Annotated in this window: 23 protein-coding genes; 6 read left to right on the top strand and 17 right to left on the bottom strand. The window is 68.2% G+C overall.

Annotation, left to right across the window (positions count from 1 at the left end):
- Positions 1 to 3: 3 nt before the first annotated feature.
- The 8 genes from N792_RS11925 to N792_RS11890 all read right to left on the bottom strand — a co-directional run bounded on the left by N792_RS11925 (position 4) and on the right by N792_RS11890 (position 5995).
- Positions 4 to 513, bottom strand: coding sequence for a PTS sugar transporter subunit IIA (locus tag N792_RS11925; RefSeq protein ID WP_036195487.1), 510 nt, complete (start codon positions 511 to 513; stop codon positions 4 to 6).
- Between the two features lie 5 nt (positions 514 to 518).
- Positions 519 to 848, bottom strand: a complete 330-nt coding sequence (hpf, locus tag N792_RS11920) for a ribosome hibernation-promoting factor, HPF/YfiA family (protein ID WP_036195483.1) — start codon at positions 846 to 848, stop codon at positions 519 to 521.
- Between the two features lie 69 nt (positions 849 to 917).
- Positions 918 to 2342 (bottom strand): RNA polymerase factor sigma-54, encoded by a 1425-nt coding sequence (locus N792_RS11915; RefSeq protein ID WP_036195480.1) that lies wholly within the window; start codon positions 2340 to 2342, stop codon positions 918 to 920.
- A 99-nt stretch (positions 2343 to 2441) separates the two neighbouring features.
- Entirely contained in the window at positions 2442 to 3161 is a 720-nt protein-coding gene (lptB, locus tag N792_RS11910; RefSeq protein ID WP_036195477.1) for an LPS export ABC transporter ATP-binding protein, read from the bottom strand.
- The gene (lptA, locus tag N792_RS11905; RefSeq protein ID WP_084105776.1) at positions 3161 to 3748 is read right to left on the bottom strand and encodes a lipopolysaccharide transport periplasmic protein LptA; all 588 of its coding nucleotides are present in this window, start codon (positions 3746 to 3748) and stop codon (positions 3161 to 3163) included. Before lptA ends, lptB begins: the two co-directional genes overlap by 1 nt.
- Positions 3738 to 4301: an LPS export ABC transporter periplasmic protein LptC gene (gene lptC, locus N792_RS11900; protein WP_036195473.1), complete on the bottom strand. Its 564-nt coding sequence runs from the start codon at positions 4299 to 4301 to the stop codon at positions 3738 to 3740. The genes lptA and lptC overlap by 11 nt, the downstream gene beginning before the upstream one ends.
- Positions 4298 to 4894: a KdsC family phosphatase gene (locus N792_RS11895; protein ID WP_052104062.1), complete on the bottom strand. Its 597-nt coding sequence runs from the start codon at positions 4892 to 4894 to the stop codon at positions 4298 to 4300. Before N792_RS11895 ends, lptC begins: the two co-directional genes overlap by 4 nt.
- Positions 4895 to 4990: 96 nt before the next feature.
- Positions 4991 to 5995: a KpsF/GutQ family sugar-phosphate isomerase gene (locus N792_RS11890; protein WP_036195470.1), complete on the bottom strand. Its 1005-nt coding sequence runs from the start codon at positions 5993 to 5995 to the stop codon at positions 4991 to 4993.
- 182 nt (positions 5996 to 6177) lie between these two features.
- Here N792_RS11890 and N792_RS11885 point away from each other — a divergent pair, with 182 nt between their 5' ends.
- Positions 6178 to 6429 carry a BolA family protein gene (locus N792_RS11885; RefSeq protein ID WP_036195467.1) on the top strand — a complete coding sequence of 84 codons (252 nt, stop codon included), beginning with the start codon at positions 6178 to 6180 and terminating at the stop codon, positions 6427 to 6429.
- A gap of 2 nt (positions 6430 to 6431) precedes the next feature.
- Positions 6432 to 7688 (top strand): UDP-N-acetylglucosamine 1-carboxyvinyltransferase, encoded by a 1257-nt coding sequence (murA, locus tag N792_RS11880; RefSeq protein WP_036195464.1) that lies wholly within the window; start codon positions 6432 to 6434, stop codon positions 7686 to 7688.
- Between the two features lie 298 nt (positions 7689 to 7986).
- Here the strand turns inward: murA and N792_RS11875 are convergent, their stop codons facing one another.
- From N792_RS11875 to purM, 4 genes are all read right to left on the bottom strand, one after another.
- Positions 7987 to 8616: a DUF3108 domain-containing protein gene (locus N792_RS11875; RefSeq protein WP_052104060.1), complete on the bottom strand. Its 630-nt coding sequence runs from the start codon at positions 8614 to 8616 to the stop codon at positions 7987 to 7989.
- Between the two features lie 117 nt (positions 8617 to 8733).
- Positions 8734 to 9522, bottom strand: a complete 789-nt coding sequence (locus N792_RS11870; RefSeq protein WP_191150470.1) for a DUF3108 domain-containing protein — start codon at positions 9520 to 9522, stop codon at positions 8734 to 8736.
- 22 nt (positions 9523 to 9544) lie between these two features.
- A complete protein-coding gene (purN, locus tag N792_RS11865; RefSeq protein WP_036195460.1) occupies positions 9545 to 10228 on the bottom strand; it encodes a phosphoribosylglycinamide formyltransferase in 684 nt (227 codons plus the stop codon).
- A 21-nt stretch (positions 10229 to 10249) separates the two neighbouring features.
- Complete coding sequence (gene purM / locus N792_RS11860; protein WP_036195458.1) at positions 10250 to 11272, bottom strand: phosphoribosylformylglycinamidine cyclo-ligase; 1023 nt, start codon at positions 11270 to 11272, stop codon at positions 10250 to 10252.
- 145 nt (positions 11273 to 11417) lie between these two features.
- Here purM and N792_RS11855 point away from each other — a divergent pair, with 145 nt between their 5' ends.
- From N792_RS11855 to hda, 3 genes are read left to right on the top strand one after another with little or no spacing between them, the layout of a single operon-like run.
- Positions 11418 to 12602, top strand: coding sequence for a DUF2066 domain-containing protein (locus tag N792_RS11855; protein ID WP_084105786.1), 1185 nt, complete (start codon positions 11418 to 11420; stop codon positions 12600 to 12602).
- On the top strand, positions 12602 to 13756 hold the full coding sequence (locus N792_RS11850) for an AI-2E family transporter (protein ID WP_036195456.1): 1155 nt from the start codon (positions 12602 to 12604) through the stop codon (positions 13754 to 13756). The genes N792_RS11855 and N792_RS11850 overlap by 1 nt, the downstream gene beginning before the upstream one ends.
- Before the next feature lie 56 nt (positions 13757 to 13812).
- Entirely contained in the window at positions 13813 to 14517 is a 705-nt protein-coding gene (gene hda / locus N792_RS11845) for a DnaA regulatory inactivator Hda (RefSeq protein WP_036195454.1), read from the top strand.
- A 544-nt stretch (positions 14518 to 15061) separates the two neighbouring features.
- On the opposite strand, the gene murU is transcribed toward hda, so the two are convergent.
- The 5 genes from murU to N792_RS11820 form a co-directional block, all read right to left on the bottom strand.
- On the bottom strand, positions 15062 to 15790 hold the full coding sequence (gene murU, locus N792_RS11840) for an N-acetylmuramate alpha-1-phosphate uridylyltransferase MurU (protein ID WP_036195452.1): 729 nt from the start codon (positions 15788 to 15790) through the stop codon (positions 15062 to 15064).
- Positions 15787 to 16839 carry an aminoglycoside phosphotransferase family protein gene (locus N792_RS11835; RefSeq protein ID WP_036195449.1) on the bottom strand — a complete coding sequence of 351 codons (1053 nt, stop codon included), beginning with the start codon at positions 16837 to 16839 and terminating at the stop codon, positions 15787 to 15789. Before N792_RS11835 ends, murU begins: the two co-directional genes overlap by 4 nt.
- Before the next feature lie 488 nt (positions 16840 to 17327).
- A complete protein-coding gene (locus N792_RS11830; protein ID WP_036195446.1) occupies positions 17328 to 17591 on the bottom strand; it encodes a GlsB/YeaQ/YmgE family stress response membrane protein in 264 nt (87 codons plus the stop codon).
- Positions 17592 to 17667: 76 nt separating this feature from the next.
- Positions 17668 to 19890, bottom strand: a complete 2223-nt coding sequence (locus tag N792_RS11825) for a prolyl oligopeptidase family serine peptidase (RefSeq protein WP_036195443.1) — start codon at positions 19888 to 19890, stop codon at positions 17668 to 17670.
- 130 nt (positions 19891 to 20020) lie between these two features.
- Positions 20021 to 21553 (bottom strand): M20 family metallopeptidase, encoded by a 1533-nt coding sequence (locus N792_RS11820; RefSeq protein ID WP_036195440.1) that lies wholly within the window; start codon positions 21551 to 21553, stop codon positions 20021 to 20023.
- A gap of 208 nt (positions 21554 to 21761) precedes the next feature.
- Between N792_RS11820 and N792_RS11815 the strand changes: the two genes are divergently transcribed.
- Positions 21762 to 22127, top strand: coding sequence for a ComEA family DNA-binding protein (locus N792_RS11815; protein ID WP_052104053.1), 366 nt, complete (start codon positions 21762 to 21764; stop codon positions 22125 to 22127).
- Positions 22128 to 22377 lie beyond the last annotated feature (250 nt).

Raw genomic sequence — 22377 nt, 5'->3', positions numbered from 1 at the left:
GGGTCAGGCCACGTCGGTGCCGGCGGGAATCCCCAGCAGGCAGTGGTTGAGTTCGGCCATGTCGCCGGCTTCGCGCAGGCGCGTGCGGAAACCGTCGTCGGAGAAGTACTCGGCCAGTTCGGCCAGCTGCTGCAGGTGTTTCTGGGTGGAATGTTCGGGCACCACCATCGCCAGCACCAGATCGACCGGCAGGCCGTCGGCGGCACCGAAATCGACCGGCTCGGACAGCCGCAGGAACGCGCCGCGGCTGTCGTCGATGAAGTCGACCCGGCCGTGCGGAATGGCGACGCCGTGGCCGATCGCGGTGCTGGCGAGGCGCTCGCGCGATTGCAGGCTGTCGCGGATGACGTCGTGGCCGTGCAGGCCGTCCACCTGGTCCAGTGCGGCCTCGCCGTGGTCGGCAAAAGATGGGGTTGCCAGCAGGCGCGCGGCGAGATCGATCACCGCCGCGCGATCGCCGACGTCGGACACGATCGCGATGCGTCCGACGCTCAACAGGTCATTCAAGGGCATCGTGACTAGCCGGGCTCGACAATGCGGGCCAGGCTCTCGCCACGGCGTTGCTGGTCGACCTGCTTGCTCTTGTGTTTGAGCAGCAGGCGATCGAGTTTGTCCAGAAGCAGGTCGATCGCGGCGTACATGTCGACAGCGGCGGCGTCGGCATGGAAGGTACGGCCAGCACAGGTGATGGTGGCTTCCGCGCGGTGGTCGGGCTTGTCCAGCCCGAGCTGGGCACGGACCTCGAACGGCTGTTCGAAATGGCGTTGCAGTCGTGTGAATTTGGCTTCCACGTAGTCCCGGAGGGCAGCGGTGATCTCGATTTGCTGGCCGTAGATTTCGATACGCATCGGAGAACTCCTCTAACGTCGCGACGGGTGTCCAGCATAGCCCAGCCGGGGCGGATCGGAATCACCTTCTCAGGCCATCCGCACCCGTTGCGGGGAGGAGGAAATCCCCATCGCCTCGCGGTATTTGGCCACGGTGCGACGGGCCACGGGGACACCGGCGGCCTTGAGCGTTTCGGCCAGACGCGCATCCGACAGCGGTTTGCGCGGGTTTTCGGCCTCGATCAGCTCGCGGATCATCGACTGGATCGCGGTGCTGGAGGCCTCGCCGCCGCCTCCGGTGTCGATGCCGGAGGCGAAGAAGCTGCGCAGCGGAATGGTGCCGCGCGGGGTGCGGGCGTATTTGCGGGCGATCGCGCGCGAGACGGTGGATTCGTGCATGCCGATCTCGGCGGCGACCTCGCGCAGGGTCAGCGGTCGCAAGGCGCTGTCGCCGAATTCGAGGAACCCGGCCTGCTGGCGGATCAGGCAGCGGGCCACCTTGAGCATGGTTTCGCCGCGCGCCTCCAGGCTCTTGAGCAGCCAGCGCGCCTCCTGCAGGTGGCTCTTGAGGTAGCTGGCGTCGGTACTGCTGGCGTGGCGGATCATGCCCTCGTAGCCGCGATGGATGCTGATCCGCGGCCGCATGCTGTCCGACAGCGCAACGCGCCACAGGCCGTGTTGCCGCCAGATCACCACGTCCGGAGCGACATAGGTATCGCTGGCGATGGCGCCGATCTGCGCGCCGGGCCGCGGGTCGAGCGAGCGCAGCAGTTGCACGGCGGTGTCCACGGCCGCGATGTCGAGTTTGAGTTCCGTCGCCAGCCCGGCAACCCCGATCCGGGGCAGGCGATCCAGCGGGCCGCTGGCGAGCTGGAACGCGAGCGCCTTGCCGGGCGTTTCGTCGTCCATCGGTTCCAGTTGCAGGCGCAGGCATTCGCCCAGGTCGCGGGCGCCCACGCCGATCGGGTCGAAGCGCTGGATCTGGCGCAGCGCGGCGCAGATCTCACCATCGGCGACCCGCAGTTCGGGCGCGAGCGCGGCGGCAATGGAGTCGAGCGATTCGCGGAAATAGCCGTCGTCGTCGATCGCCTCGATCAGCGCCACCGCGATGTGGCGGTCACGTGGCGACAACGGACTGAGGTGCAGTTGCCAGAGCAGGTGGTCGTGCAGGCTGTCCGATTCGGCGACCTGCTCGGCCTGATCGCGGTCATCGTCGGGATCGCCCGGGCCGACACGCTGGTACCAGGTGTCGCCGTCGCCGGGCGCCCAGTCGACCTCCGCTGGGCCCGGCGTGTCGTGGCCGTCGTGGTGGACGGGTTCGCCGCCCGATGCGACGGGTTCTTCCGGTGGTTGCGTCGCGTTCTCGATCCAGTCGAGCAACGGGTTGCTTTCCACCGCGGCGACCAGCTCGGCTTCCAGTTCGACGGCGGACAGCTGCAGCAGGCGGATCGCCTGTTGCAACTGGGGCGTCATCACCAGATGTTGGCCGAGCGAGATTTGTAGACGGGGCTTCATGATCGAAAGCAAACGCGACCTTGTGGGAGCGACGGCCGCGACACATGCATCATGCCCGGTACGCGACGTACCGGATAAGCCCTGGGTTTGCAGGCGGGGCTACAGGCGGAAGGTGTCGCCCAGATAGACGCGGCGGACGTCTGGATTGGCGAGCAGCGTGTCCGGAGCCCCCTGCGCGAGCACGCCGCCTTCGTTGAGGATATACGCCCGGTCGCAGATCCCCAAGGTTTCGCGGACGTTGTGGTCGGTGATCAGCACGCCGATGCCGCGGTTCTTGAGGTGCCGCACGATGCGCTGGATCTCGCCGACCGAGATCGGATCGACGCCCGCGAAGGGCTCGTCGAGCAGCATCAGCCGCGGCTTGCCGGCCAGCGCACGGGCGATTTCCACTCGCCGGCGCTCGCCGCCCGACAGGCTCGCGCCGAGTTGCCCGGCAACATGGGTGACCTGCAGTTCCTCCATCAGCGAGGCCAGTTCGCGCTCGCGTCCGGCCTTGTCGAGGTCGTCGCGCAGCTCCAGCACCACGCGCAGGTTGTCGGCGACGGTCAGCTTGCGGAACACCGACGGCTCCTGCGGCAGGTAGCCGACGCCGTATTTGGCCCGCACGTACATCGGGTCACCGGTGATGTCCTTGCCATCAAGCAGGATCTGTCCCGCATCGGCCGGCACCAGCCCGACGATCATGTAGAAGCAGGTGGTCTTGCCGGCGCCGTTGGGGCCGAGCAGGCCAACGACTTCGCCGGCGTCCAGGGTCAGGCCGAAATCGCGCACGACCTCGCGCGAGCGGTAGGACTTGCGCAGGCCCTTGGCGACCAGCATCAGTTGCCCTCCGCGCCGTCGGTCCTGGCAGGCGCGGGCGCGGGGTCGGGCTTGGCCGGCGCGGGCTTTGCAGGAGCCTGCGCGGCGTTCTTCGGCATGATCCGCATCTGCACGCGGCCGTTGCCTTCGCCGCCACTGGTGACCTGGCCGGTGGTCATGTTGTAGACCACGCGCTCGCCGCTGAGGGTGCCGCGGGGCTGCTTGATGCTGACCTTGCCGGTGAACACCACGGTGTCGGTGGCGATGTTGTAGTCGATCCTGCTGGCGACCGCGGACATGGGACTGCCATCGTCCATCTGCTGCTGGAGGCTGGCGGGCGAACCGGTCAGCACCACCTGCGAAATGTCGCCGCCCCTGGAGCGGATTTCGGCCCGGGAGGCTTCCGCGTGCAGGCTGCCCTGGTCGATGACGACGCCGCCCGACAGGATCGTCGGCGTCTTGTCGTCCAGGCTGCCTTCCTGCTTGCCGGAGTTGATGTCCATCGGCTGGTTGCGGTCGGACTTGCGCGCCATGGCCGGCGTACTGGAGGCGACGGCAATGGCGACGACCAGCAGCCAGCGGGCTGCGTTGGAGGGGTTACGGGACATAGCGGGATCGGACCTCGGATTGGAGCGTGTATTGCTTGTTGGCCAGGTTCACTTCCAGCCCGTTGCCGCGGAGTATAGAGCCGGGCCTGTTGATGGTGACCGCCACGGCGGAATCCACCCGGTCGGCGTCGGGGAACACGTTCAGCTGCTCGGTGGTGATCGTCACCGGCGCCTCGTTGCGGCCGTCGCTGACGGCCTTGACCGCGCCGCGCAGGCGCAGCTCGTCACCCCGGGCGCTGACCCAGCCGGTGTCCGCGCGCACCTGCCAGGCGTCGCCAGTACCGGCGTCCGGTGGCGGGATCAGGAACAGCGGCTCGGCGATGTCCATCGTTTCCGCGTCCGGGTCGCGGGTCAGCCGGGGCGCGCGCAGGGTGAACGACTCCTTGCCCTGGGCGTCCAGCGCGACCAGCTCGAAGTCATTGAGCACGTAGTCGGGGCGACCGCCGAGTGCGCCGTCGGTTGCGGGCGCCGAGATGCGGTTGGACAGCAACGACCATGCACTGAACACCGCGCCGACGAGCAGCACCAGGGTCAACGCGGTACGCCAGCTCACGCGTTGCTCCCGGTCAATGCGGGGTCGATGATGTCCGTCGTCGGCGTGCTGGCCTGGTCGATGAGGGCTTCAAGCCGGCCTTGCGCGGCCAGCAGCAAGTCGCACAACTCGCGCGCCGCACCGTCCCCGGCGCTGGCGGCGGTGCGCCAGTGCGCCCGCTCGCGCACCCACGGATGCGCGCTGGCGGGGGCGACCGCGAAACCGACCTGCAGCATCGCGCGCAGGTCGGGCAGGTCGTCGCCCATGAAGGACACCTCGTCCAGGCCCAGGCCCAGTCGGGCTGCAATTTCGTTCACCTGCGCGAGCTTGTCCCTGACCGCGGTGTGGACTTCGGTGAGGCCGAGCTCGGCGCCCCGACGCTCGACGATCGTGCTGGCGCGTGCGGTGATGAACGCGACCTCGATCCCGGCCTTGCGCAGCATCACCAGCCCGAGTCCGTCATGGACATGGAAGGCCTTCAGCTCGCGGCCGTCGCTGTCGAACAGCAGACGGCCGTCGGTCAGCGTGCCGTCGATGTCGAAGCACGCCAGCCGCACGCGCGCGGCGCGCTCGCGGATGGCGACGGGCCAATCGCCCGCCTGGCGGTGGGGGATCAGGTCGTGGGTCATCCGGTCACGGGGGCGGCGGTCGTCGGGCATGTCGTTATCGGGCATGTCGTTATGGGGCGTGCTGTCACAGGGCATGTGGATCTACACCACGCGCGCGCGCAGCAGGTCGTGGATGTTGAGCGCGCCGACGACGCGGTTGTCCGCGTCGACCACCAGCAGGCCGCCGATCTTGTGCGTCTCCATGAGCTGCGCGGCTTCCACCGCCAGCGCGCCGGAGCCGATCGTCCGCGGCGACCGGGTCATCACCTGGGCGATCCGGGTGGTGCGCAGGTCGACCTGGTCGTCGTCCAGGCTGCGGCGCAGGTCGCCGTCGGTGTACAGGCCCAGCAGCGTGTCATCGGTATCGACAATCGCGGTCATGCCCAGGCGTTTGCGGCTCATTTCCACCAGCGCTTCGCTGACGCTGGCGTCGGCGCCGACGCGCGGGATCTCGTCGCCGCGATGCATGATGTCGGCGATATGCAGCAGCAGGCGCCGGCCCAGTGCGCCGGCGGGGTGCGAGCGGGCGAAGTCGTCGGCGGTGAATCCGCGCGCTTCCAGCAGCGCGACCGCGAGCGCGTCGCCCATCGCCAGCGAGGCGGTGGTGCTGGAGGTCGGGGCCAGATGCAGCGGGCAGGCTTCGGTTGGCACGCTGACGTCCAGATGCACGTCGGCGGCGCGTGCCAGGGTCGAGCCGGCGCGGCCGGTCATCGAGATCAGCTTGTTGCCCTGGCGCTTCAGGCCCGGCAGCAGCATCGCGACCTCGTCGCTCTCGCCCGAATACGACAGGGCCAGTACGACGTCGGCGTCGGTGATCATGCCCAGGTCGCCGTGGCCGGCTTCGCCCGGATGCACATAGAACGCGGGCGTACCGGTCGAGGCCAGGGTCGCGGCGATCTTGCGCGCCACGTGCCCGGACTTGCCCATGCCGGTGCAGACCACCCGGCCGCGGGCGCCAAGCATCAATCGGCAGGCGGCGCTGAACTCGCCATCCAGCCGGGCGGCGACCGCGGCGAGGGCCTGGGCTTCGATAGCGAACACGCGACGACCGCTGGCGGCGAAGTCGGCTTCGGACGGATCATGGGAAGAGCTGGGAGATGTTGCCATTTCGGAGCAGGGGGCTTTCCGCTAGGCTAGATCGGCTGATTTTACGCGGTTTGTCCGTCCGCGTGCCCCATCCGCTGAACCCGTCCCTACCGCGGCTTTCCGGACGATCGACCGGAGCGCCTGCGATGCCCGGACATCTTCCCGGCGAGCCGCTTCGCCCTTCTGTTTGCGAGACCCCTACCGTGAATCCCCAGACCATCAAAACCCTGATCGAACAAGGCCTGCCCGGCGCCACCGCCGATGTGCAAGGCGAAGACGGCGTGCATTTCGAGGCCACCGTGGTCAGTGAGGCATTCGCCGGCAAGCTGCCGCTCGCCCGTCACCGGCTGGTGTACGCGACCCTCGGCGACCGCATGGGCGGCGAGATCCACGCGCTGGCGCTGAAGACGGTGACGCCGGCAGAACATGCCCTCGCAACGTCCGGGCAGGGCTGACCGTGCAGAAGATCGTGGTCGAGGGCGGCGTCGCCCTGAACGGCGAGGTGCGCATCTCCGGTGCCAAGAACGCGGTGTTGCCGATCCTGTTCGCCACGTTGCTGGCCGATGAGCCGGTCGCCATCAGCAATGTGCCGCACCTGCACGACGTGGTGACCAGTGCCAAGTTGCTGGCCGAGATCGGCGCGGGCATCAGCATCGATGAACGCTATGGAATCACGGTCGACCCGACCACGGTCCACAGTCAGGTCGCGCCGTACGAACTGGTGCGGACCATGCGCGCCTCGGTGCTGGTGCTGGGTCCGCTGCTGGCCAAGTACGGCCACGCCGAAGTGTCGCTGCCGGGCGGTTGCGCGATCGGTTCGCGGCCGGTCGACCTGCACATCAAGGGCCTGCAGGCGCTGGGCGCGCAGATCACGGTCGAGAACGGCTTCATCAAGGCGCGCGCGTCGCGGTTGAAGGGCGCGCGCCATGTGTTCGAGATGATCAGCGTCGGCGCGACCGAGAACGTGCTGATGGCCGCGACGCTGGCCGAAGGCACCACGGTGCTGGAGAACGCGGCGATGGAGCCGGAGATCGTCGACCTGGCCGAATGCCTGCGGGCGATGGGCGCACAGATCGAGGGCGAGGCGACCGGCCGCATCGTCATCCACGGCGTGGAGCGCCTGCACGGCGGCAGCCACTCGGTGGTGCCCGACCGGATCGAGACCGGCACCTTCCTGGTGGCTGCGGCGATGACCGGCGGCCGCGTCACCGCGTGCCGCGCGCGGCCGGACACGATGGAGGCGGTACTCGACAAGCTGGTGGAGGCGGGCGCGGTGATCGACTGCGCCGGCGACCGCATCACCCTGGACATGCAGGGCCGGCGGCCGAAGGCGGTGGATTTCACCACCGCGCCGCACCCGGCATTCCCGACCGACATGCAGGCGCAGTTCATGGCGATGAACTGCATCGCCGACGGCGTCGGCGTGGTCACCGAGACGATCTTCGAAAACCGCTTCATGCACGTCAACGAGCTGTTGCGGCTGGGCGCGGACATCCGCGTGGACGGCCACATGGCGGTCGTGCGCGGGGTCGAGCGGTTGAGCGGTGCGCCGGTGATGGCGACCGACCTGCGCGCGTCCGCATCGCTGATCCTGGCCGGCCTGGTGGCCAGCGGCGAGACGACCATCGACCGCATCTACCACCTCGACCGCGGCTACGAGAACATCGAGGAAAAACTGTCGGGGCTGGGCGCGAAGATCCGCCGCATCGGTTGAGCGGGCGGCGACAGCATGGCGCATTACGCCTGCGGCTGACGCGCCCTGCGTCCTGATCGCGGCAGGCCCGAGCGGCAATGAAAAACCCCGCGGATCAAGCGGGGTTTTTCATTGCGCGCAGGGCGCTGCCCGCAATGTGCCGGGACTGGGGATCATCTGAACAATTACTGTCATCCCCGCGAAGGCGGAGATCCAAGGGCATCAAGCCATTGATTCGCAACGTCCTTGGACTCCCGCCTGCGCGGGAGTGACGATCAAAAGTGAATTAGTAAGACCTTTCCTGGCACGTGCCGCAGGCTTACCGCACCGATTTCACCTGCAGGTCGATCGCGTCCTTGCCGCCCTTGCGCTGCAGGATGCGGGCGGGGATCGGCATGCCGTCCACCAGCCAGGCGATCGTCTGCTTGTCGCCATCGGTGTTGACCACCTTGGTGGCCTCGCGCTGCTCGCCACCGACGCTGATCTGCTCCTTGCCGGCGACCTTGTAGTTGAGCTGCTTGACCCGGCCGTCATCGACCAGACGGTAGTTCAGCGGCTTGCCGGCCTCCAGGTCGCGCACCAGCGCCAGGTTGATCAGCAGTGCGTCCATGTCGCCGGCTTTCAGCTTGATCGGTCCGGAACGGTCCGCCTTGACGTCGCCGCCCCAGGTGGCCACGCCCTTGTTCCAGTCGTAGGTCGCGTTCTTGGCCGATCGCTTGACCAGCACCTGGGAGGAGTCTTCGCTGCTGAGCGGCCGCCATTGGCCCTTGTGATCCTCGAACACGGTGCTCTGGCGCAGGTTGGCCAGGGCATTGTTGATCGCCAGCGTGTAACGCCAGCGGTCGCCGCCTTCGTGGGCCAGGGTCATCTTGCCGTTGGCCTGCATGCCCATGTAGCTGGCCTGGTAGTCGGCGGTGAATGCCTCGATCGCCAGCGCCGGAGCGCTCATGACGAGCAGCGCGGCGGTGGCCAGCAGGACGCGCAGCCTGCCGGTACGCGGCTGCGGGAGGCGCGCGGTTGGAAGGCTGGGGGTCGGAAGGGTCGGGGTCGGACAAATAACGGCCATCTACTCAACTCCTTTGTATTCGACAAGGCGCAGGTCGTAGACATCCTTGCCGTTCTCGCGCTTGAGCATGCGGATCGGGCTGGGGACGTTCTTCACCACCCAGATGAGGGTGTCTTCGTTGTCCTTGCTGCGGGTGGCCTTCATGGCTTTGTAGGTCATGCCTGCCACGGTGATGCTTTCCAGCTCGTCGGCAACGACGTAGGTGTGCTGGCGCATGCGGCCGTCGTCGACGAAGCGATAGTGCAGCGTCTGTCCGGGCGCGGCATCGCGGATCACCGCCAGGTTGATCAGCAGGCCGGTCATGTCGCCGGCCTGCAGGGCGATCGGACGGCGATGGCTTTCCTTGACGTCGCCCTGCCAGTTGGCCGAACCGGACGCCCAATCGTAGATGCCGATGGTCTGCTTGCGCTTGAACAGCAATTTGTTGACCGTCGCCTGGGTCAACGGACGATAGGTTTCGCCGATCTGGTCGAACACGCTGCTCTGCTCGGCGTTGAGGCCGGCAAGCCCCATCAGTCCGCGCGTGCCCTGCATCACCAGATCGACCCGCCAGCGCGGCGGTTGCTGGCGTACCAGTTGCATCGTCGCCTCGCCCAGCGGCTTGCCGTCCCTGTAGACCAGGTAGCTGGCAACGAAAGGCTCCAGCTGCGGCGCGGCCTCGACCGTGTTGCCGGTTGCCGGGATGGCTTGCGGTACCGGTGTCGAGGTCTGCGCGGGCGTCGTCGACTGCGCCGATGCAGACAACGGCAGCAGCAGGGTAATGAGGGTGGCAAGAAAAACAGGCGGCATGGTTGCGCGCATATCGACCGGGTCAGTGAGGCAAGAGGAGGCAAGGATGCAGGCGGTTGTCTGAATCCAGGCGCAGCGGGGCGGCCAGCGCGATGCCGTCGAGGCGGATGTGCGAGTCGTCCAGCGTCACGCGTCCGGCGGCAAACAGGCGCAACGTCGCCAGCAACAGGGGGTGTTCGAGCGCCAGGACCCGTTCGGCGAGCCGGTCCGCATCGTCATCGGCCATCACCGGCACCGCGGCATGGGTGATGACCGGGCCGCCGTCGAGCTCGGCGGTCACGAAATGCACGCTCGCGCCATGCTCGCTCGCGCCGTTGTCCAGCGCCTGCTGGTGGGTGCGCAGGCCCTTGAAGGCCGGCAGCAGCGACGGGTGGATGTTGATGATCCGGCCGCGGCGCTGGTTGACCACCGCCGCGCCGAGCAGGCGCATGTAGCCCGCGCAGACGATCAGGTCCGGCCGGGTCTCGTCGATGCGGTGGAACAGGTGTTCGTCGAAGGCTGCACGGTCGGCAAAGTTGCGCGGTTCGAGGGCCAGCGCGGGCACGCCGGCTGCGCGGGCCCGCTCCAGCGCGAGCGCCCTCGGGCGGTCGGAAAACACGCCGACGACTTCGGCCGCCAGGTCGCCCTTGGCGATCGCGTCCAGGATGGCCTGCAGGTTGCTGCCGCGCCCGGAGGCGAGCACGGCGATCCGGAGGGCGGAAGACATGGGGATTGCCGCCGGGGAAGCTCAGCCGATCCGCACGCGCCCGGCCGTGGCCGGCACCACTTCGCCGATCCGGCGGTGGGACAGGGTGAAGCTGTCCAGTGCCGATTCGATCGCCGCCACCGAGTCCTGCGGCACCACCAACACGAAGCCGATGCCGCAGTTGAACGTGCGCCACATCTCCGCATCGACGACCGCGCCTTCGCGCTGCAGCCAGTCGAACACCGGCGGCAGCACGATCGCCGAGGCTTCGATCTGCACGCCCAGCCCCTCCGGCACGACGCGGATGATGTTCTCGCTCAGGCCGCCACCGGTGATGTGCGCCATCGCGTGGATCGCATCGCCATGCTCGCCGCGCAGAAGTTCCAGCACCGGTTTGACGTACAGCGCGGTCGGCGCCATCAGCGCATCGATCAGGGCGACGCCGTCGAAGGCGACGTCGTCCGGCCGGCCGGCACGGTCGAAGATGCGGCGGATCAGCGAATAGCCGTTGGAATGCGGGCCCGACGAGGCAATGCCGATCAGCACGTCGCCGGCCGCGACGCGGGCGCCGTCGCGCAGCTGCGACTTTTCCACCGCACCGACGGTGAAGCCGGCCAGGTCGTACTCGCCGGGCGCGTACATGTCGGGCATCTCGGCGGTTTCGCCGCCGATCAGCGCGCAGCCGGCCATCTCGCAGCCCTTTGCGATGCCGCCGACCACGGCCACGGTGGTGTCGATATCGAGCTTGCCGGTGGCGAAGTAGTCGAGGAAAAACAGCGGCTCCGCGCCCTGCACCAGCACGTCGTTGACGCACATGCCGACCAGGTCGATGCCGATGGTGTCGTGGCGGCCGAACTGCTGCGCCAGCTTCAATTTGGTGCCGACGCCGTCGGTGCCGGAGACCAGCACCGGCTCCCTGTATTTGCCCGACAGGTCGAACAGCGCGCCGAAGCCGCCCAGTCCGCCCATCACCTCGGGCCGGAAGCTGCGTTTGACCAGCGGCTTGATGCGTTCGACCAGTTCATTGCCCGCGTCGATGTCGACACCGGCGTCGCGATAGGTCATGGGAGTGATGGGAGCAGTCACGGCAGGCTCGATGGCGCGGGAAGCCGGCGATTTTAGCAGCCATCGCCGCAACTGGCCGGCTTCGATGGACGTGCCGGCGGTGGTGCGGCACCATTTCGGCAGATATCGGCACACGGAAACCAGCATGGCGTACGCAACGGATGTGGCAATCGACGGATATCGGGGGGCGCAACCGCGCAGCCCCGGCCGCGGGGCGGTGCCGGGAATGTTGGCGCTGCTGTGGTCGGCCTGCCTGCTGCTGGCGAGTTTCAGCGCGGCGGCGCAGCGGGTGGAAGGCGACCGGGTGTCGGCGCAGGGCGCGTATTCGGCCGAGGTGGTCGTCAACGGCCAGGGTGCCGATGAGCGCAAGGCGGGTTTCGCGCGCGGTCTGGCGCAGGTGCTGGGCAAGCTGTCGGGCGACCGCGGCGCGGCCTCGCGACCGGGCGTGGGCCAGGAGTTGCGGCAGGCGGAGAAGTACGTCGAGGGCTACGACTACCGCCAGGACGAAGGGGTGTCGGCCAGCGGCGCGCCCAGTTTCAAGACCACCCTGGTGATCCGCTACAACGAGGAGATGGTCGATTCGCTGACCCTGGCGCTGGCTTTGCCGGTGTGGCCGCAGCCGCGCCCGAAGCCGGTGTTGTGGCTGGCGATCGATGACGGCAGCGGCCCGCGCCTGGTCGGCCTGCCGAACGGGGAAGCCGCGCGTTCCACGCTGGATCGCGCCTTGCAGCGCGGCTACCGCCTCGGCTTGCCCAACGGCACCGCGTCCGAGCAGGCCGTGGTCGGCGCGATCTGGCGCGGCGATACCGCCGCGGTGGCGCGCGCCTCGCAGCGCTACAGTCCGCCGATGCAGCTGGTCGGCAAGCTGTATCGCGATGGCAGCGGCTGGAAGGCGGACTGGATCTTCGTCGACAACGGCAAGGTGCTGTCGCGCTGGTCGGAGAGCGGCGCCAACGCACGCCAGCTGCTGGCGACGGGCGCGGACGGCACCGCCGATGCGCTGATGAAGCGTTACGCCAAGCGGCCCGAGACCGGCCCGGCCGGCACTTACCGGGTTGCCTTCACCGGCTTGCACAGCGCCGACGACTACGTGCGCCTGTCGGGCTACCTGCAGGGACTGGCGGTGGTCCGCGGGATGACGCCGGTGCGGGCGACGCCGCAACGGCTGGAGTTCGACCTGGAGCTGCTGTCGGGTCTGTCGGGCTTCAAGCTGATGGTCAATGCGGGCAATGTGCTGGTCGGCGGCGACCTGGCGGCCGATCCGTCGATACCGGTGGCGGGCGACCTGCCCGATGGGCCGCGCGGCACCCCCGTGTACCGGCTGCAGTGATGGGCCATCCCCATCCCCTGCAGGACATCGCCCGTTTCCTGCGCCGGTTGCAGTGGGCGGCACTGGGGTTGTTCCTTTGCTGGTTGCTGTGGCTGCTCGCGCCGGTGCTGAGCCCGTTCGTGCTGGGCGCCTTGCTGGGCTGGCTGGGCGACCCGCTGGTCGATCGGCTGGAGCGTGCGGGCCGGTCGCGCAATGTCGCGGTGGTGCTGGTATTCACCGCTATGAGCCTGCTGGTGGTGCTGGGGCTGTTGCTGCTGGTACCGATGATCCAGGGGCAGATCCGCACGCTCATTGCGGCGCTGCCCAAATACCAGCACTGGTTCATTGCCACCATATTGCCGTGGGTGGAAGCCAGGACCGGGCTGGAAATCACCAGCCGGCTGGACCTCAACCACCTGATCGGACTGGTACGCAGCAACTGGGAAAGCGCGGGCGGGTTTGCCAGCACGTTGCTGGGCTACATGTCGCGCTCCGGGTTCGCCCTGATCGGGCTGGCCGCCAACATCGCGTTGTTGCCGGTGGTCACGTTCTTCGCCCTGCGCGACTGGGACCTGCTGGTGGCGCGGGTGGCGTCGCTGGTGCCGCGGGACCATCTGGGCACGGTGAGCCGGCTGGCGACGCAGTCCAGCGACGTGCTGGGTGGCTTCATGCGCGGGCAGTTCCTGGTCATGCTGATCCTGGGGGTGGTGTATGCCGTCGGCCTGTGGGGCGTGGGCCTGGATCTGGGCATCCTGATCGGCATCATCGGCGGCCTGTTGACCTTCGTGCCGTACGTCGGCCCGGCCACGGTGCTGGTGCTGGGCGTCATTGCGGCGCTGGTCCAGTACGGCGACTGGCAACACGTCACGGCCGTGCTGGTGGTGTTCGGCGTGGGCCAGCTGGTGGAAAGCTACTGGTTGACGCCGAAGCTGGTCGGTGACCGCATCGGCCTGCACCCGGTGGCGGTGATCTTCGCGGTGCTTGCCGGAGGCCAGCTGTTCGGCTTCCTGGGCATGCTGATCGCGCTGCCGTGCGCGGCGGTGGCCAATGTGCTGCTGCGCTATGCCGAAGAGCGCTATACCCACAGCCGCCTGTATGCGGGCCAGCCGCCGGCGATCGTGTTGGGCGAGGGCGCGGTGGTGCGGCCGTATCCGCTGGAACCGGAAGACGAGTGAAACCCGTGCGTCCAGATCCGCCGGGGGCTGGTGGGCCGTCCCTGCCTGCCTCGGGCGTGCCGCAGCTGCCGCTGGCGCTGCGCTACCCGGCCGACCAGCGGCTGGACACCTACGTGGGCGCGCCGGCCGGCGTGTTGGCGCAATTGGCTGCATTGGCCGAAGGTGCCGATCAGGGCCAGGTGGGCGACGACTGGCTGTATCTCGCCGGTCCGGCCGGGGTCGGCAAGACCCACCTGCTGCTGGCCACGTGCGCGGCGACCGAGGCCGCTGGCCGTCGTGCCGCCTACCTGCCGCTGGTCGCCGCGGTCGGCCGCGTGCGCGATGCCCTGGAAGCACTGGAGGGCAATGACGTGATCGCCCTGGACGGCATCGACGCGATCGCCGGGCGGCGCGACGACGAGGTGGCGCTGTTCGATGCACACAACCGCGCGCGCGCCGCCGGTGGCCGGATCGTCTACGCCGCCCGCAGCAAGCCCGATGCCCTGGGGCTGGAGCTGCCCGACCTGCGTTCGCGGCTGTCGCAATGCAGCCGCGTCGCCCTGCAGCCGCTGGATGACGACGGCCGCCGCGAAGTGCTGCGGCAGCGCGCCCGTCGCCGTGGCTGGGTGCTGGAAGAGGCCGCGCTGGACTGGCTGCTCAAGCGCGTCGACCGCGACCTGGCTGGATTGACCGCCTTGCTGGACCGGCTGGATCGCGCGTCGCTGGCGGCGCAGCGGCGGATCACGGTGCCGTTCCTGCGGCAGGTGCTGGGCAGCGGCTGAAGACAGCGGCGGAAAGCGGTATCGATGCGGGTGGGAGCGGCAACAGTGTCGGTTGAAGCGGCAACGACCTCAGTTGAAGCGGCATCCATGCCAGTTGCAGCGGCAACGACCTCAGTGGAAGCGGCAACGCTGCCGGTTGGAGTGGCGACGATGCCGGAAATTCCGCCATCGGTGGGGCTGCAAGCGGCGCGCGTGGCGGCTTGGGCGGCGGCATTGCGACCTGCGGTGGCAGCAGTGCCGCTTTTTTCGGCAGCGGTGCCGGCCGGAGTGGCAACGTCGGCCCCTTCAGTGGCAGCGGACGGGCTTGCGGCGGCAGCGGACAGGTTCGCAGCGGCAATGGAGCGGTTCGCAGCGGCGGCATTGCCGCTCCGTGTGGCACGCATGCGGGCCGAAGCGGCGGCCGTGGCGCTGTTATCGGCAGCGCTGCGGTGTTGACGCGCTTGTGTGCCGGTCCCGGTCCCGGTCCCGGGACCTCGACCTCGACCTCGACCTCGACCTCGACATCGGTTCGGCAGCCAGGCAGCGGAAACCGCGCTGGCGCCGCTCAGCCCACCGCGCCCGAAGTGCTCTGGCGGTGCAACGCAGCATCCAGCTCCACCAGCCGTTGCGGGGTGCCGACATCGGTCCAGCGGCCGCGGTGATGCGCGCCGCTGACCAGACCGCGTGCCATCGCGGCGCGCAGCAGCGGGGCGAGCTTGAATCGTGGCGGTGTATCGCTGGCGCCATCGGCGTCGCCGATGACTTCGCGCCAGTCATCGAACAGCGACGGCCGGTACACGCCGATGCCGGAAAACGTCAGCCGGGCTTTGCCTTCGCCATGCAGCCGCCCTTGTGCATCCAGGGCGAAATCACCGGCCGGATGGTGCGGCGGGTTGTCGACCAGCACCAGGTGCGCATCACCGGCAGGTTCCTGCGGCAGGGTGGCGAAATCATGGTCGGTCCAGATGTCGCTGTTGATCGCGACAAACGGCGCGTCACGGCCGAGCAGGTCGAGCGCGTTCCACATGCCGCCGCCGGTCTCCAGCGGCACCGGCCCCTCGCAGGCGTAATGCAGCCGCAGGTTCCATTGTTCGCCGTTGCCGAGCGCGGGCGGGAACCGGTCGGCCAGCCAGCTGGTGTTGATCACCACGTCGCGCACGCCGAGCGCGGCCAGCTTCTCCAGATGCCACACGATCAGGGGCTTGCCGCCGACTTCCAGCAGCGGCTTGGGCGTGTGCCCGGTCAGCGGGCGCATGCGCTCGCCCAGCCCGGCGGCGAGGATCAGCGCCTTCATGCGGGGATCTTGAAGGGACGGGCCGCCAGCGCCGGCTTGACGTGGCGGTCGAGGATGGCGACCAGCGGCGCCAGCTCGGGATAGCGCGGCAGCACGGCGTCGAGGTAGCCGACGAAACGCGCCACGTCGGCGAGGTATTTGGGCTTGCCGTCGCGATGCCACAGCCGGGCGAAGATGCCGATGATCTTCAGGTGCCGCTGCACGCCGATCAGGTCGGCATCGCGGCGGAACCGTTCGAGCGCGGGAACCGGCAGGCCGGCGTCCCGCGCACGGGCATGGTAATGGGCGATCCACTCGTCCACTTTCGGGTCCGGCCAGCTCAGGAAGGCGTCCTTGAACAGGCTGATGACGTCGTAGGCGATCGGCCCGCGTACCGCGTCCTGGAAGTCGAGCACGGCCGGGCCATTGGCTTCACCGTCGCCGAAGACCGGCATCAGATTGCGCGGCATGAAGTCGCGGTGGACGAACACCTGCGGCTGGGCCAGGGCGGCATCGATCAGGCGCCGGTAAACCAGCTCCAGTTCCTCGAGTTCGCCACAGTCCAGCGCGATGCCCAGATGCCGGCCGAGGTACCACTCGTCGAACAGGCGCAGTTCGCGCGCCAGCATCGGCTCGTCGTAGGACGGCAGGTCGGCCGGGCAGGGCATCGCCTGCAGCAGCAGCAGCTGGTCGATGGCGGCGTCGAACAGCGCATCGGCGTTGCCGGGCCCGATCACCTGCAGGTAGGTGTCGACGCCGAGGTCTTCCAGCACCAGAAAACCGGCATCGACATCGCGCGCGAGCACGCGGGGCACCCGCAGGCCACCTTGTTCGAACAGATCGCGCACGTGCAGCCAGGGACGTACGTCCTCCTTGTCGGGAGGCGAGTCCATCACGATGCGGCTGGCGGCATCCGCCCGCCCGGTGCCGGCGACGGTGCGCCAGTAGCTGCGGAAACCCGCGTCGGTGGAAGCGCGCTCCAGCTCCAGAGTGGGCTCGCCGGTCACGGCGCGGACCCAGGCCAGGCGCGCACGGGCGCGGTCGGGGCAGTCAACAACAGGTAGGGACATGCAATCTCCGGGAGGACACGGGGGCCGGGTCATTGGGCCGCAAGCGCTCAGGTTACCGGGCTCACGCAGGCCTTGGAATGCCGTCCGCGCGCGGCGGCGGCAAATGACGGGCTGTAAAAACAACAACCCGGCGGGGGGCCGGGGATATGGATGACCGCAGGAAGCAGTGCGTGTCCGACGGGGTGGCCCCGGGAAGGTCCGGCCCTCCACTTCTTCGTCATTCCGCGTCATTCCCGCGAAAGCGGGACAAGCGCAAAGCGCGCGGATCGTCCTGAAAGGACGAACCGCAGGGCGAGCACAGCGAGTTACCCGGCGACTTTCGTTTTCCGCGGCTTGAGTCGCCGGTCTTGCGACCCCCGGCCCGCGCGCATAGCGCTCGGGCGTTCGTCCGGACGCGAGCCAGTGGCTCGCAGACATCCGGCCTCACCCCCGCTTTCGCGGGGACGACGGCAGTCGTCCGGACCCGAGCGTGGTTGTCCAGATGTTCCCTAGCGACGCCGCAAGCCGTCCCGGACCCGTACCAGTTCATACGCGGACAGCACGACGATCGCGGCGATGATGGCCAGCGCCCAGACCAGCAACCGGCCCTGGACCCCGAGCTGGGTCGCAAACCAGCTGCCGATGAACGCTCCCACGATGCCCAGCACGATGGTCATGATCCAGCCCATCGGATCCGCGCCGGGCTTGATGAAACGCGCCAGGGCGCCGATCACGGCGCCGCCGGCGATGTACCCCAGAATGCCCTCGAACATGACCGCTCCTCAGTCTCGGTTGGTACTGCGGTCCGATCCTAGCAGCGGGGGCGGCGCGCTGCCGGGGGCTGGCGACTCATTGGGCTGCAGTGGCATCAGCCGGGGACTCCTGCGGGCCCGCCAGCACCGGTTGGAAGCCGTCCGCGCCGAACTGCCACAGCATGAAGCTGATGAGGTCGGCGCGCTCGGCGTTGCTCTGGCTTTGGGTCGACCCGAAGCCATGGCCCGCCTCGTAATCGAGCCGCAACAGCACGGGAAGGTCGCTGCTGCTGGCCTCGTTTACGCGCGACGTGAACTTGGTGGAATTCCACACCACGACGCGCGGATCCTGCACGCCATGCAGCGCCATCACTGCCGGATACGCGGTGCCATCCTTGATCTTCTGGTAGCTGCTCATCGCATGCAGCGCCCTGTAGCCGGCTTCCTCGTCGGGATTGCCGAACTCCGGCCAGTTGGCCGGACCGTTCGGATCGCGCTGCGCTGCGCCGATGCTGTCCATCACGCCCACATCCGCGAAGATGACCCGGTACAGGTCCGGTCGCTCGACCATCGCGTTGCCGATGAGGATGCCGCCGGCGCTCGTGCCCATCGCGCCGAGCTTTTCCGGCGAGGTATACCCCTTGTCGACAAGGTACTGCGCGCAGGCGTTGAAATCCTTCCAGGTGTTGGCTTTGGTCGACTGGAAACCGGCGCGGTACCAGGCCTCGCCCTTTTCACCACCGCCGCGGACATGGCAGAAGGCGCGTATGAAGCCACGGTCGAAAGACGTGAACAGTTCCGGGAGGACGTAAGGACTGATGCTGTAACCGTAGGCGCCATAACCCTGCAGCAGCGTGGGGTTGTTGCCGTCGAGCGGCGTACCCTTGCGCCGGACGATGGACAGCGGCACGGGCGCGCCGTCATGGCCCGCAACCTCGACCACGGTGACTTCCAGCCGGGATGCATCGACGCCACCGGGTTGTGGTTGCAGCCCGGTTTCGCTGACGGCGCCCTGTGCATCGACCAGCATCACCGTGGGGAAGCGCGTCCATCCCGCGCCGCCGACGAGCATGCCGCCGACGCCTTCCTGCGCACCCAGCGGATACAGCGTCTGCAGCCCGGGCAGCGCCACGCCCGCCGGGGATCCGCCGTCCCACGGCTGACGAAACAGGCCGACGCCCACGCCCGAGCGTTCGCGCAACGTGTAGTAGAGCGCATCCTCACGTGCGCTCAGGTAGTCGACTGCGCGGCCGGGGGTGGGTGGCACCACCACCGAACGCGTCCCGTCCTTGAGCGAAATGCGCTCGATCGCCCGGTCCGGCGAGGTCGAGGTCATCACGATCAGGTCGTTGTCATTCACGTCGAACCAGCGCACGTTGTCCTGCCGATCGACGATCTTGCGCCAGTCGACCTTCGCCTGGCCGAGCTGCGAACGCGGCGCCGCAAAGAGCTGCACCTGGTTGTCGACGGTCATCGGGAACCCGAGCATGTAATCGCTCTGCTCCCACAACATCACGATCGGAATCTCCTCCGGCTTGATGCCGAGCGCGGGATCGTGGCGGTTGCCGAATACCAGCGGATCCTGGTCCGCGTCGGTTCCCAGGCGGTGCAGATAAGCCTGGCTGTTGAGGTCGCGTTCGATGGGCGGCTGCCCGTCCTTGAGTTCGTTCAGGCGGTTGTAGACGAAGCCGCTGCTGTCCGGGAGCCAGTCGACGTCGAACCAGATCCTGGTGATGGGCGCTTCGACCTGTTTGGCCGTTGCAAGATCGAACAGGTGCAGCGACGCCATCTCCGAGCCGGACTCGGAAATACCGACCGCGACCCACCTGGTGTCCGGCGAAACCAGGAAGTAGTTGATCGCATGCGGTTTGCCGGTGCGCTTGCGCCAGTCTTCAGGATCGACGATGACCCGTTGCCCGCCGCCGTCGATGCCGTCGACCAGCACCAGACGCGCAAGGTCCGCATCGGCCTCCTTGCGCTGCAGCAGGATGCGGCCGTCCCTGAGCACCGTGCCGTTTTCGATCCGCGAGGTCGTGACCTTGCTCAGCCGTTCAATGTCGGCCAGCAGCGCCTCGCGGCCCGGGATCGCATCCAGGACCGTGCGGGTACGCGCGGCCTGCGCCTTCATCCAGGCCTGCACGTCGGGGTCCTTCAGGTCTTCCAGCCGGCGGTAGGGGTCGACGGTGGTGATGCCGAACTTCGTTTCGGTCACCGGATCGCCCGCCGGCGGGGCGGGAAACGCGGGTAGTTGTGGGCCGGTTGCCTGCGCGGCGGTCACGCAGGCAAACAGAGCCAAAGGCAACAGGTCGGCAGGGCGCATGGCGGAATCCTCGTTTGCGTGAACAGGACCGCCGCGATCCGGGATCGCGTCCGGTCATGGATGCAAACGCAAGAAGCAGCCAGCCACAGCCAAACGGCATCGGGCCGGTGCGCACCCGGCCCGTCAGGGCTCAGCAGCAGCCGTGCTCGCCGCGTTCCTGGGTGGTGGCCGCCGCGCCCACGCCGGTGGTTTCGCCACGCTGGCTGGCCTGGTGGTGGGCGGCGATCACGTGGGCGACGCTGGCGGTGACCCGCTTGCCCATCGGGATGTGCAGGAACTCGTTGGGGCCGTGCGCGTTGGAGTGCGGGCCGAGCACGCCGGTGATCATGAACTGCGCGCCGGGGAACTTCTCGCCCAGCATGCCCATGAACGGGATCGAGCCGCCTTCGCCCATGTACATCGCCGGCTTGCCGAAGCAGGCCTGGCTGGCATCCTCGATCGCCTGGGTCAGCCACGGCGACTGCGCCGGGGCGTTCCAGCCGGTCGAGGACTTTTCCAGATCCAGCGACACGTGCGCGCCGTTGGGCGGGTTGTCCAGCAACACCTGCTTGAGCAGCTCGCCGGCGTGCTTGCCGTCCAGGGTCGGCGGCAGGCGCAACGAGAGCTTGACCGAGGTGTGCGGGCGCAGCACGTTGCCGGCCGAGTCCAGCGCCGGCATGCCATCCACGCCGGTCACCGACAGCGCCGGTCGCCAGGTGCGGTTGAGCACCAGCTCACCCAGGTCCGGGTCCATCGGCGTCATGCCGTCGAGCAGCGGGAACTTGTCGTAGACCGCCGTGCCGAGCACTTCGGCGGCCTGGCGGGCCTGCTCCAGACGCTCGGCGGGAACCTCGGCATGCAGGCCTTCGACGATGATGCGGCCGGTGGTCTCGTCCTCCAGCCGTGACAGCAGCTGGCGCAGCAGGCGGAAGCTGGACGGCACCACGCCGGAGGCATCGCCGGAATGCACGCCTTCGCTGAGCACCTTGATGGTGAAATTGCCGCCCGCCAGACCGCGCAGCGAGGTGGTGCACCACAACTGGTCGTAATTGCCGCAGCCCGAGTCCAGGCACACGACCAGCGACGGCTTGCCGATGCGCGCGGCGAGGTGGTCGACATAGGCCGGCAGGTCGTAGCTGCCGGATTCCTCGCAGGCCTCGATCAGGATCACGCAGCGCGAGTGCGGCAGGTTCTGCTCATGCAGCGCCATCACCGCGGTCAGCGAGCCGTAGATCGCGTAACCGTCGTCCGCGCCGCCGCGGCCGTACAGCCGGTCGCCCTTGATCACCGGCTTCCACGGGCCGAGGTCGTCGTCCCAGCCGGTCATTTCCGGCTGCTTGTCGAGGTGGCCGTACAGCAGCACGCAGTCCTCGTCGCGTGTCTGCACCGATGCCGAGGCATCGGTGGCGCCATTGGACGCCGGAATCTCGATGAAGATCAGCGGCGTGCGGCCTTCCAGCCGGACCACTTCGATCTGCATGCCCGGGATCGGCTGTGCACGCGCCCAGCCTTCCATCAGCGCCACCGCCTGGTCCATGTAGCCGTGCTTGACCCAGTCCGCGTCGAACATCGGCGACTTGTTGGGGATGCGGATGTACTCGACGAGCTGCGGAACGATTTCCTCGTCCCACTTGGCGTCGACGAAGCGCTCGACAAGTGCCGGATTGAGCGGATTGGGATTCATGGTGGGGGCCCTGAACGGTAAAGAGGCGGCAATTGTAACGCCGGGGCTGGGCGACGGACTTTTCCTACCCCGGAGCTTGGCGTGCGCCGACAACGCTGCGAAGCGTCCGGCGATGCCGGCGGCGCCGGCCGGGATCGAGACTTCATCCACCGGCAGCTACCGCCGGCGGGAATGGAAACCGACATCGTTCACCCACAGGAGTCTGGTCATGAAGTCATTTGTCCTCATCGCGAAAACGCTGGTTCTCTCGCTGCTGCTGGCCGGCGCGGCCTACGCGACCGAAACCGTCAACATCAATACCGCCGATGCCGATGCGATCGATCGGGTGCTGGTCAACATCGGCCCGGCGAAAGCCCAGGCGATCGTCGAATACCGCGAAACCAATGGCGCGTTCCGCAGCGTCGAGCAGTTGGCGATGGTCAAGGGCATCGGTCTGAAGACGATCGAGAAGAACCGCGACCGCATCGTGGTCAGCAATGCGGGTGCCAAGAGTGCTGCCGCGGCCAAGCCGCCGGCCAAGACCGCGGCCAAACCCGCGAATACCGGTACGCCGAAGGCCACCGCGAAACGCTGACCGCAGAGTAATCGTGACAAGCCGGCATCGCGGAGTCGATGCCGGCCGCCATTGCGGACACGGATCGTCCGCTGTCAGGGGAGGGCCTCTGGACAAGGATGTGTGCCGCCCGCCGCAGACGGACCTGCAGCGGGTGGCGACTTTTTGGCCGGGAGGCTTGGTGGCCGGGTCAATTGAAGGGATCGGGCACGGTATGTGACGGCCGGGCCGGCGAGGAGTGACCGCTTCCGCGCATCGTGACTAGACTGTG

Origin of the sequence: Lysobacter concretionis Ko07 = DSM 16239 (assembly GCF_000768345.1) — a bacterium.
Classification (GTDB): domain Bacteria; phylum Pseudomonadota; class Gammaproteobacteria; order Xanthomonadales; family Xanthomonadaceae; genus Novilysobacter; species Novilysobacter concretionis.
The sequence above is the reverse complement of the archived record's forward strand: the minus strand, read 5'-3'. Positions and strand labels throughout refer to the sequence as shown.

Coding starts and splice junctions, on each gene's coding strand:
- N792_RS11925 (WP_036195487.1), bottom strand. CDS start 513: ATGCCCTTGAATGACCTGTTGAGCGTCGGACGCATCGCGATCGTGTCC.
- hpf (WP_036195483.1), bottom strand. CDS start 848: ATGCGTATCGAAATCTACGGCCAGCAAATCGAGATCACCGCTGCCCTC.
- N792_RS11915 (WP_036195480.1), bottom strand. CDS start 2,342: ATGAAGCCCCGTCTACAAATCTCGCTCGGCCAACATCTGGTGATGACG.
- lptB (WP_036195477.1), bottom strand. CDS start 3,161: ATGCTGGTCGCCAAGGGCCTGCGCAAGTCCTACCGCTCGCGCGAGGTC.
- lptA (WP_084105776.1), bottom strand. CDS start 3,748: ATGTCCCGTAACCCCTCCAACGCAGCCCGCTGGCTGCTGGTCGTCGCC.
- N792_RS11890 (WP_036195470.1), bottom strand. CDS start 5,995: ATGGCAACATCTCCCAGCTCTTCCCATGATCCGTCCGAAGCCGACTTC.
- N792_RS11875 (WP_052104060.1), bottom strand. CDS start 8,616: ATGAGCGCTCCGGCGCTGGCGATCGAGGCATTCACCGCCGACTACCAG.
- N792_RS11870 (WP_191150470.1), bottom strand. CDS start 9,522: ATGCCGCCTGTTTTTCTTGCCACCCTCATTACCCTGCTGCTGCCGTTG.
- purN (WP_036195460.1), bottom strand. CDS start 10,228: ATGTCTTCCGCCCTCCGGATCGCCGTGCTCGCCTCCGGGCGCGGCAGC.
- purM (WP_036195458.1), bottom strand. CDS start 11,272: ATGACCTATCGCGACGCCGGTGTCGACATCGACGCGGGCAATGAACTG.
- N792_RS11855 (WP_084105786.1), top strand. CDS start 11,418: ATGGCGTACGCAACGGATGTGGCAATCGACGGATATCGGGGGGCGCAA.
- N792_RS11850 (WP_036195456.1), top strand. CDS start 12,602: ATGGGCCATCCCCATCCCCTGCAGGACATCGCCCGTTTCCTGCGCCGG.
- murU (WP_036195452.1), bottom strand. CDS start 15,790: ATGAAGGCGCTGATCCTCGCCGCCGGGCTGGGCGAGCGCATGCGCCCG.
- N792_RS11835 (WP_036195449.1), bottom strand. CDS start 16,839: ATGTCCCTACCTGTTGTTGACTGCCCCGACCGCGCCCGTGCGCGCCTG.
- N792_RS11830 (WP_036195446.1), bottom strand. CDS start 17,591: ATGTTCGAGGGCATTCTGGGGTACATCGCCGGCGGCGCCGTGATCGGC.
- N792_RS11825 (WP_036195443.1), bottom strand. CDS start 19,890: ATGCGCCCTGCCGACCTGTTGCCTTTGGCTCTGTTTGCCTGCGTGACC.
- N792_RS11820 (WP_036195440.1), bottom strand. CDS start 21,553: ATGAATCCCAATCCGCTCAATCCGGCACTTGTCGAGCGCTTCGTCGAC.
- N792_RS11815 (WP_052104053.1), top strand. CDS start 21,762: ATGAAGTCATTTGTCCTCATCGCGAAAACGCTGGTTCTCTCGCTGCTG.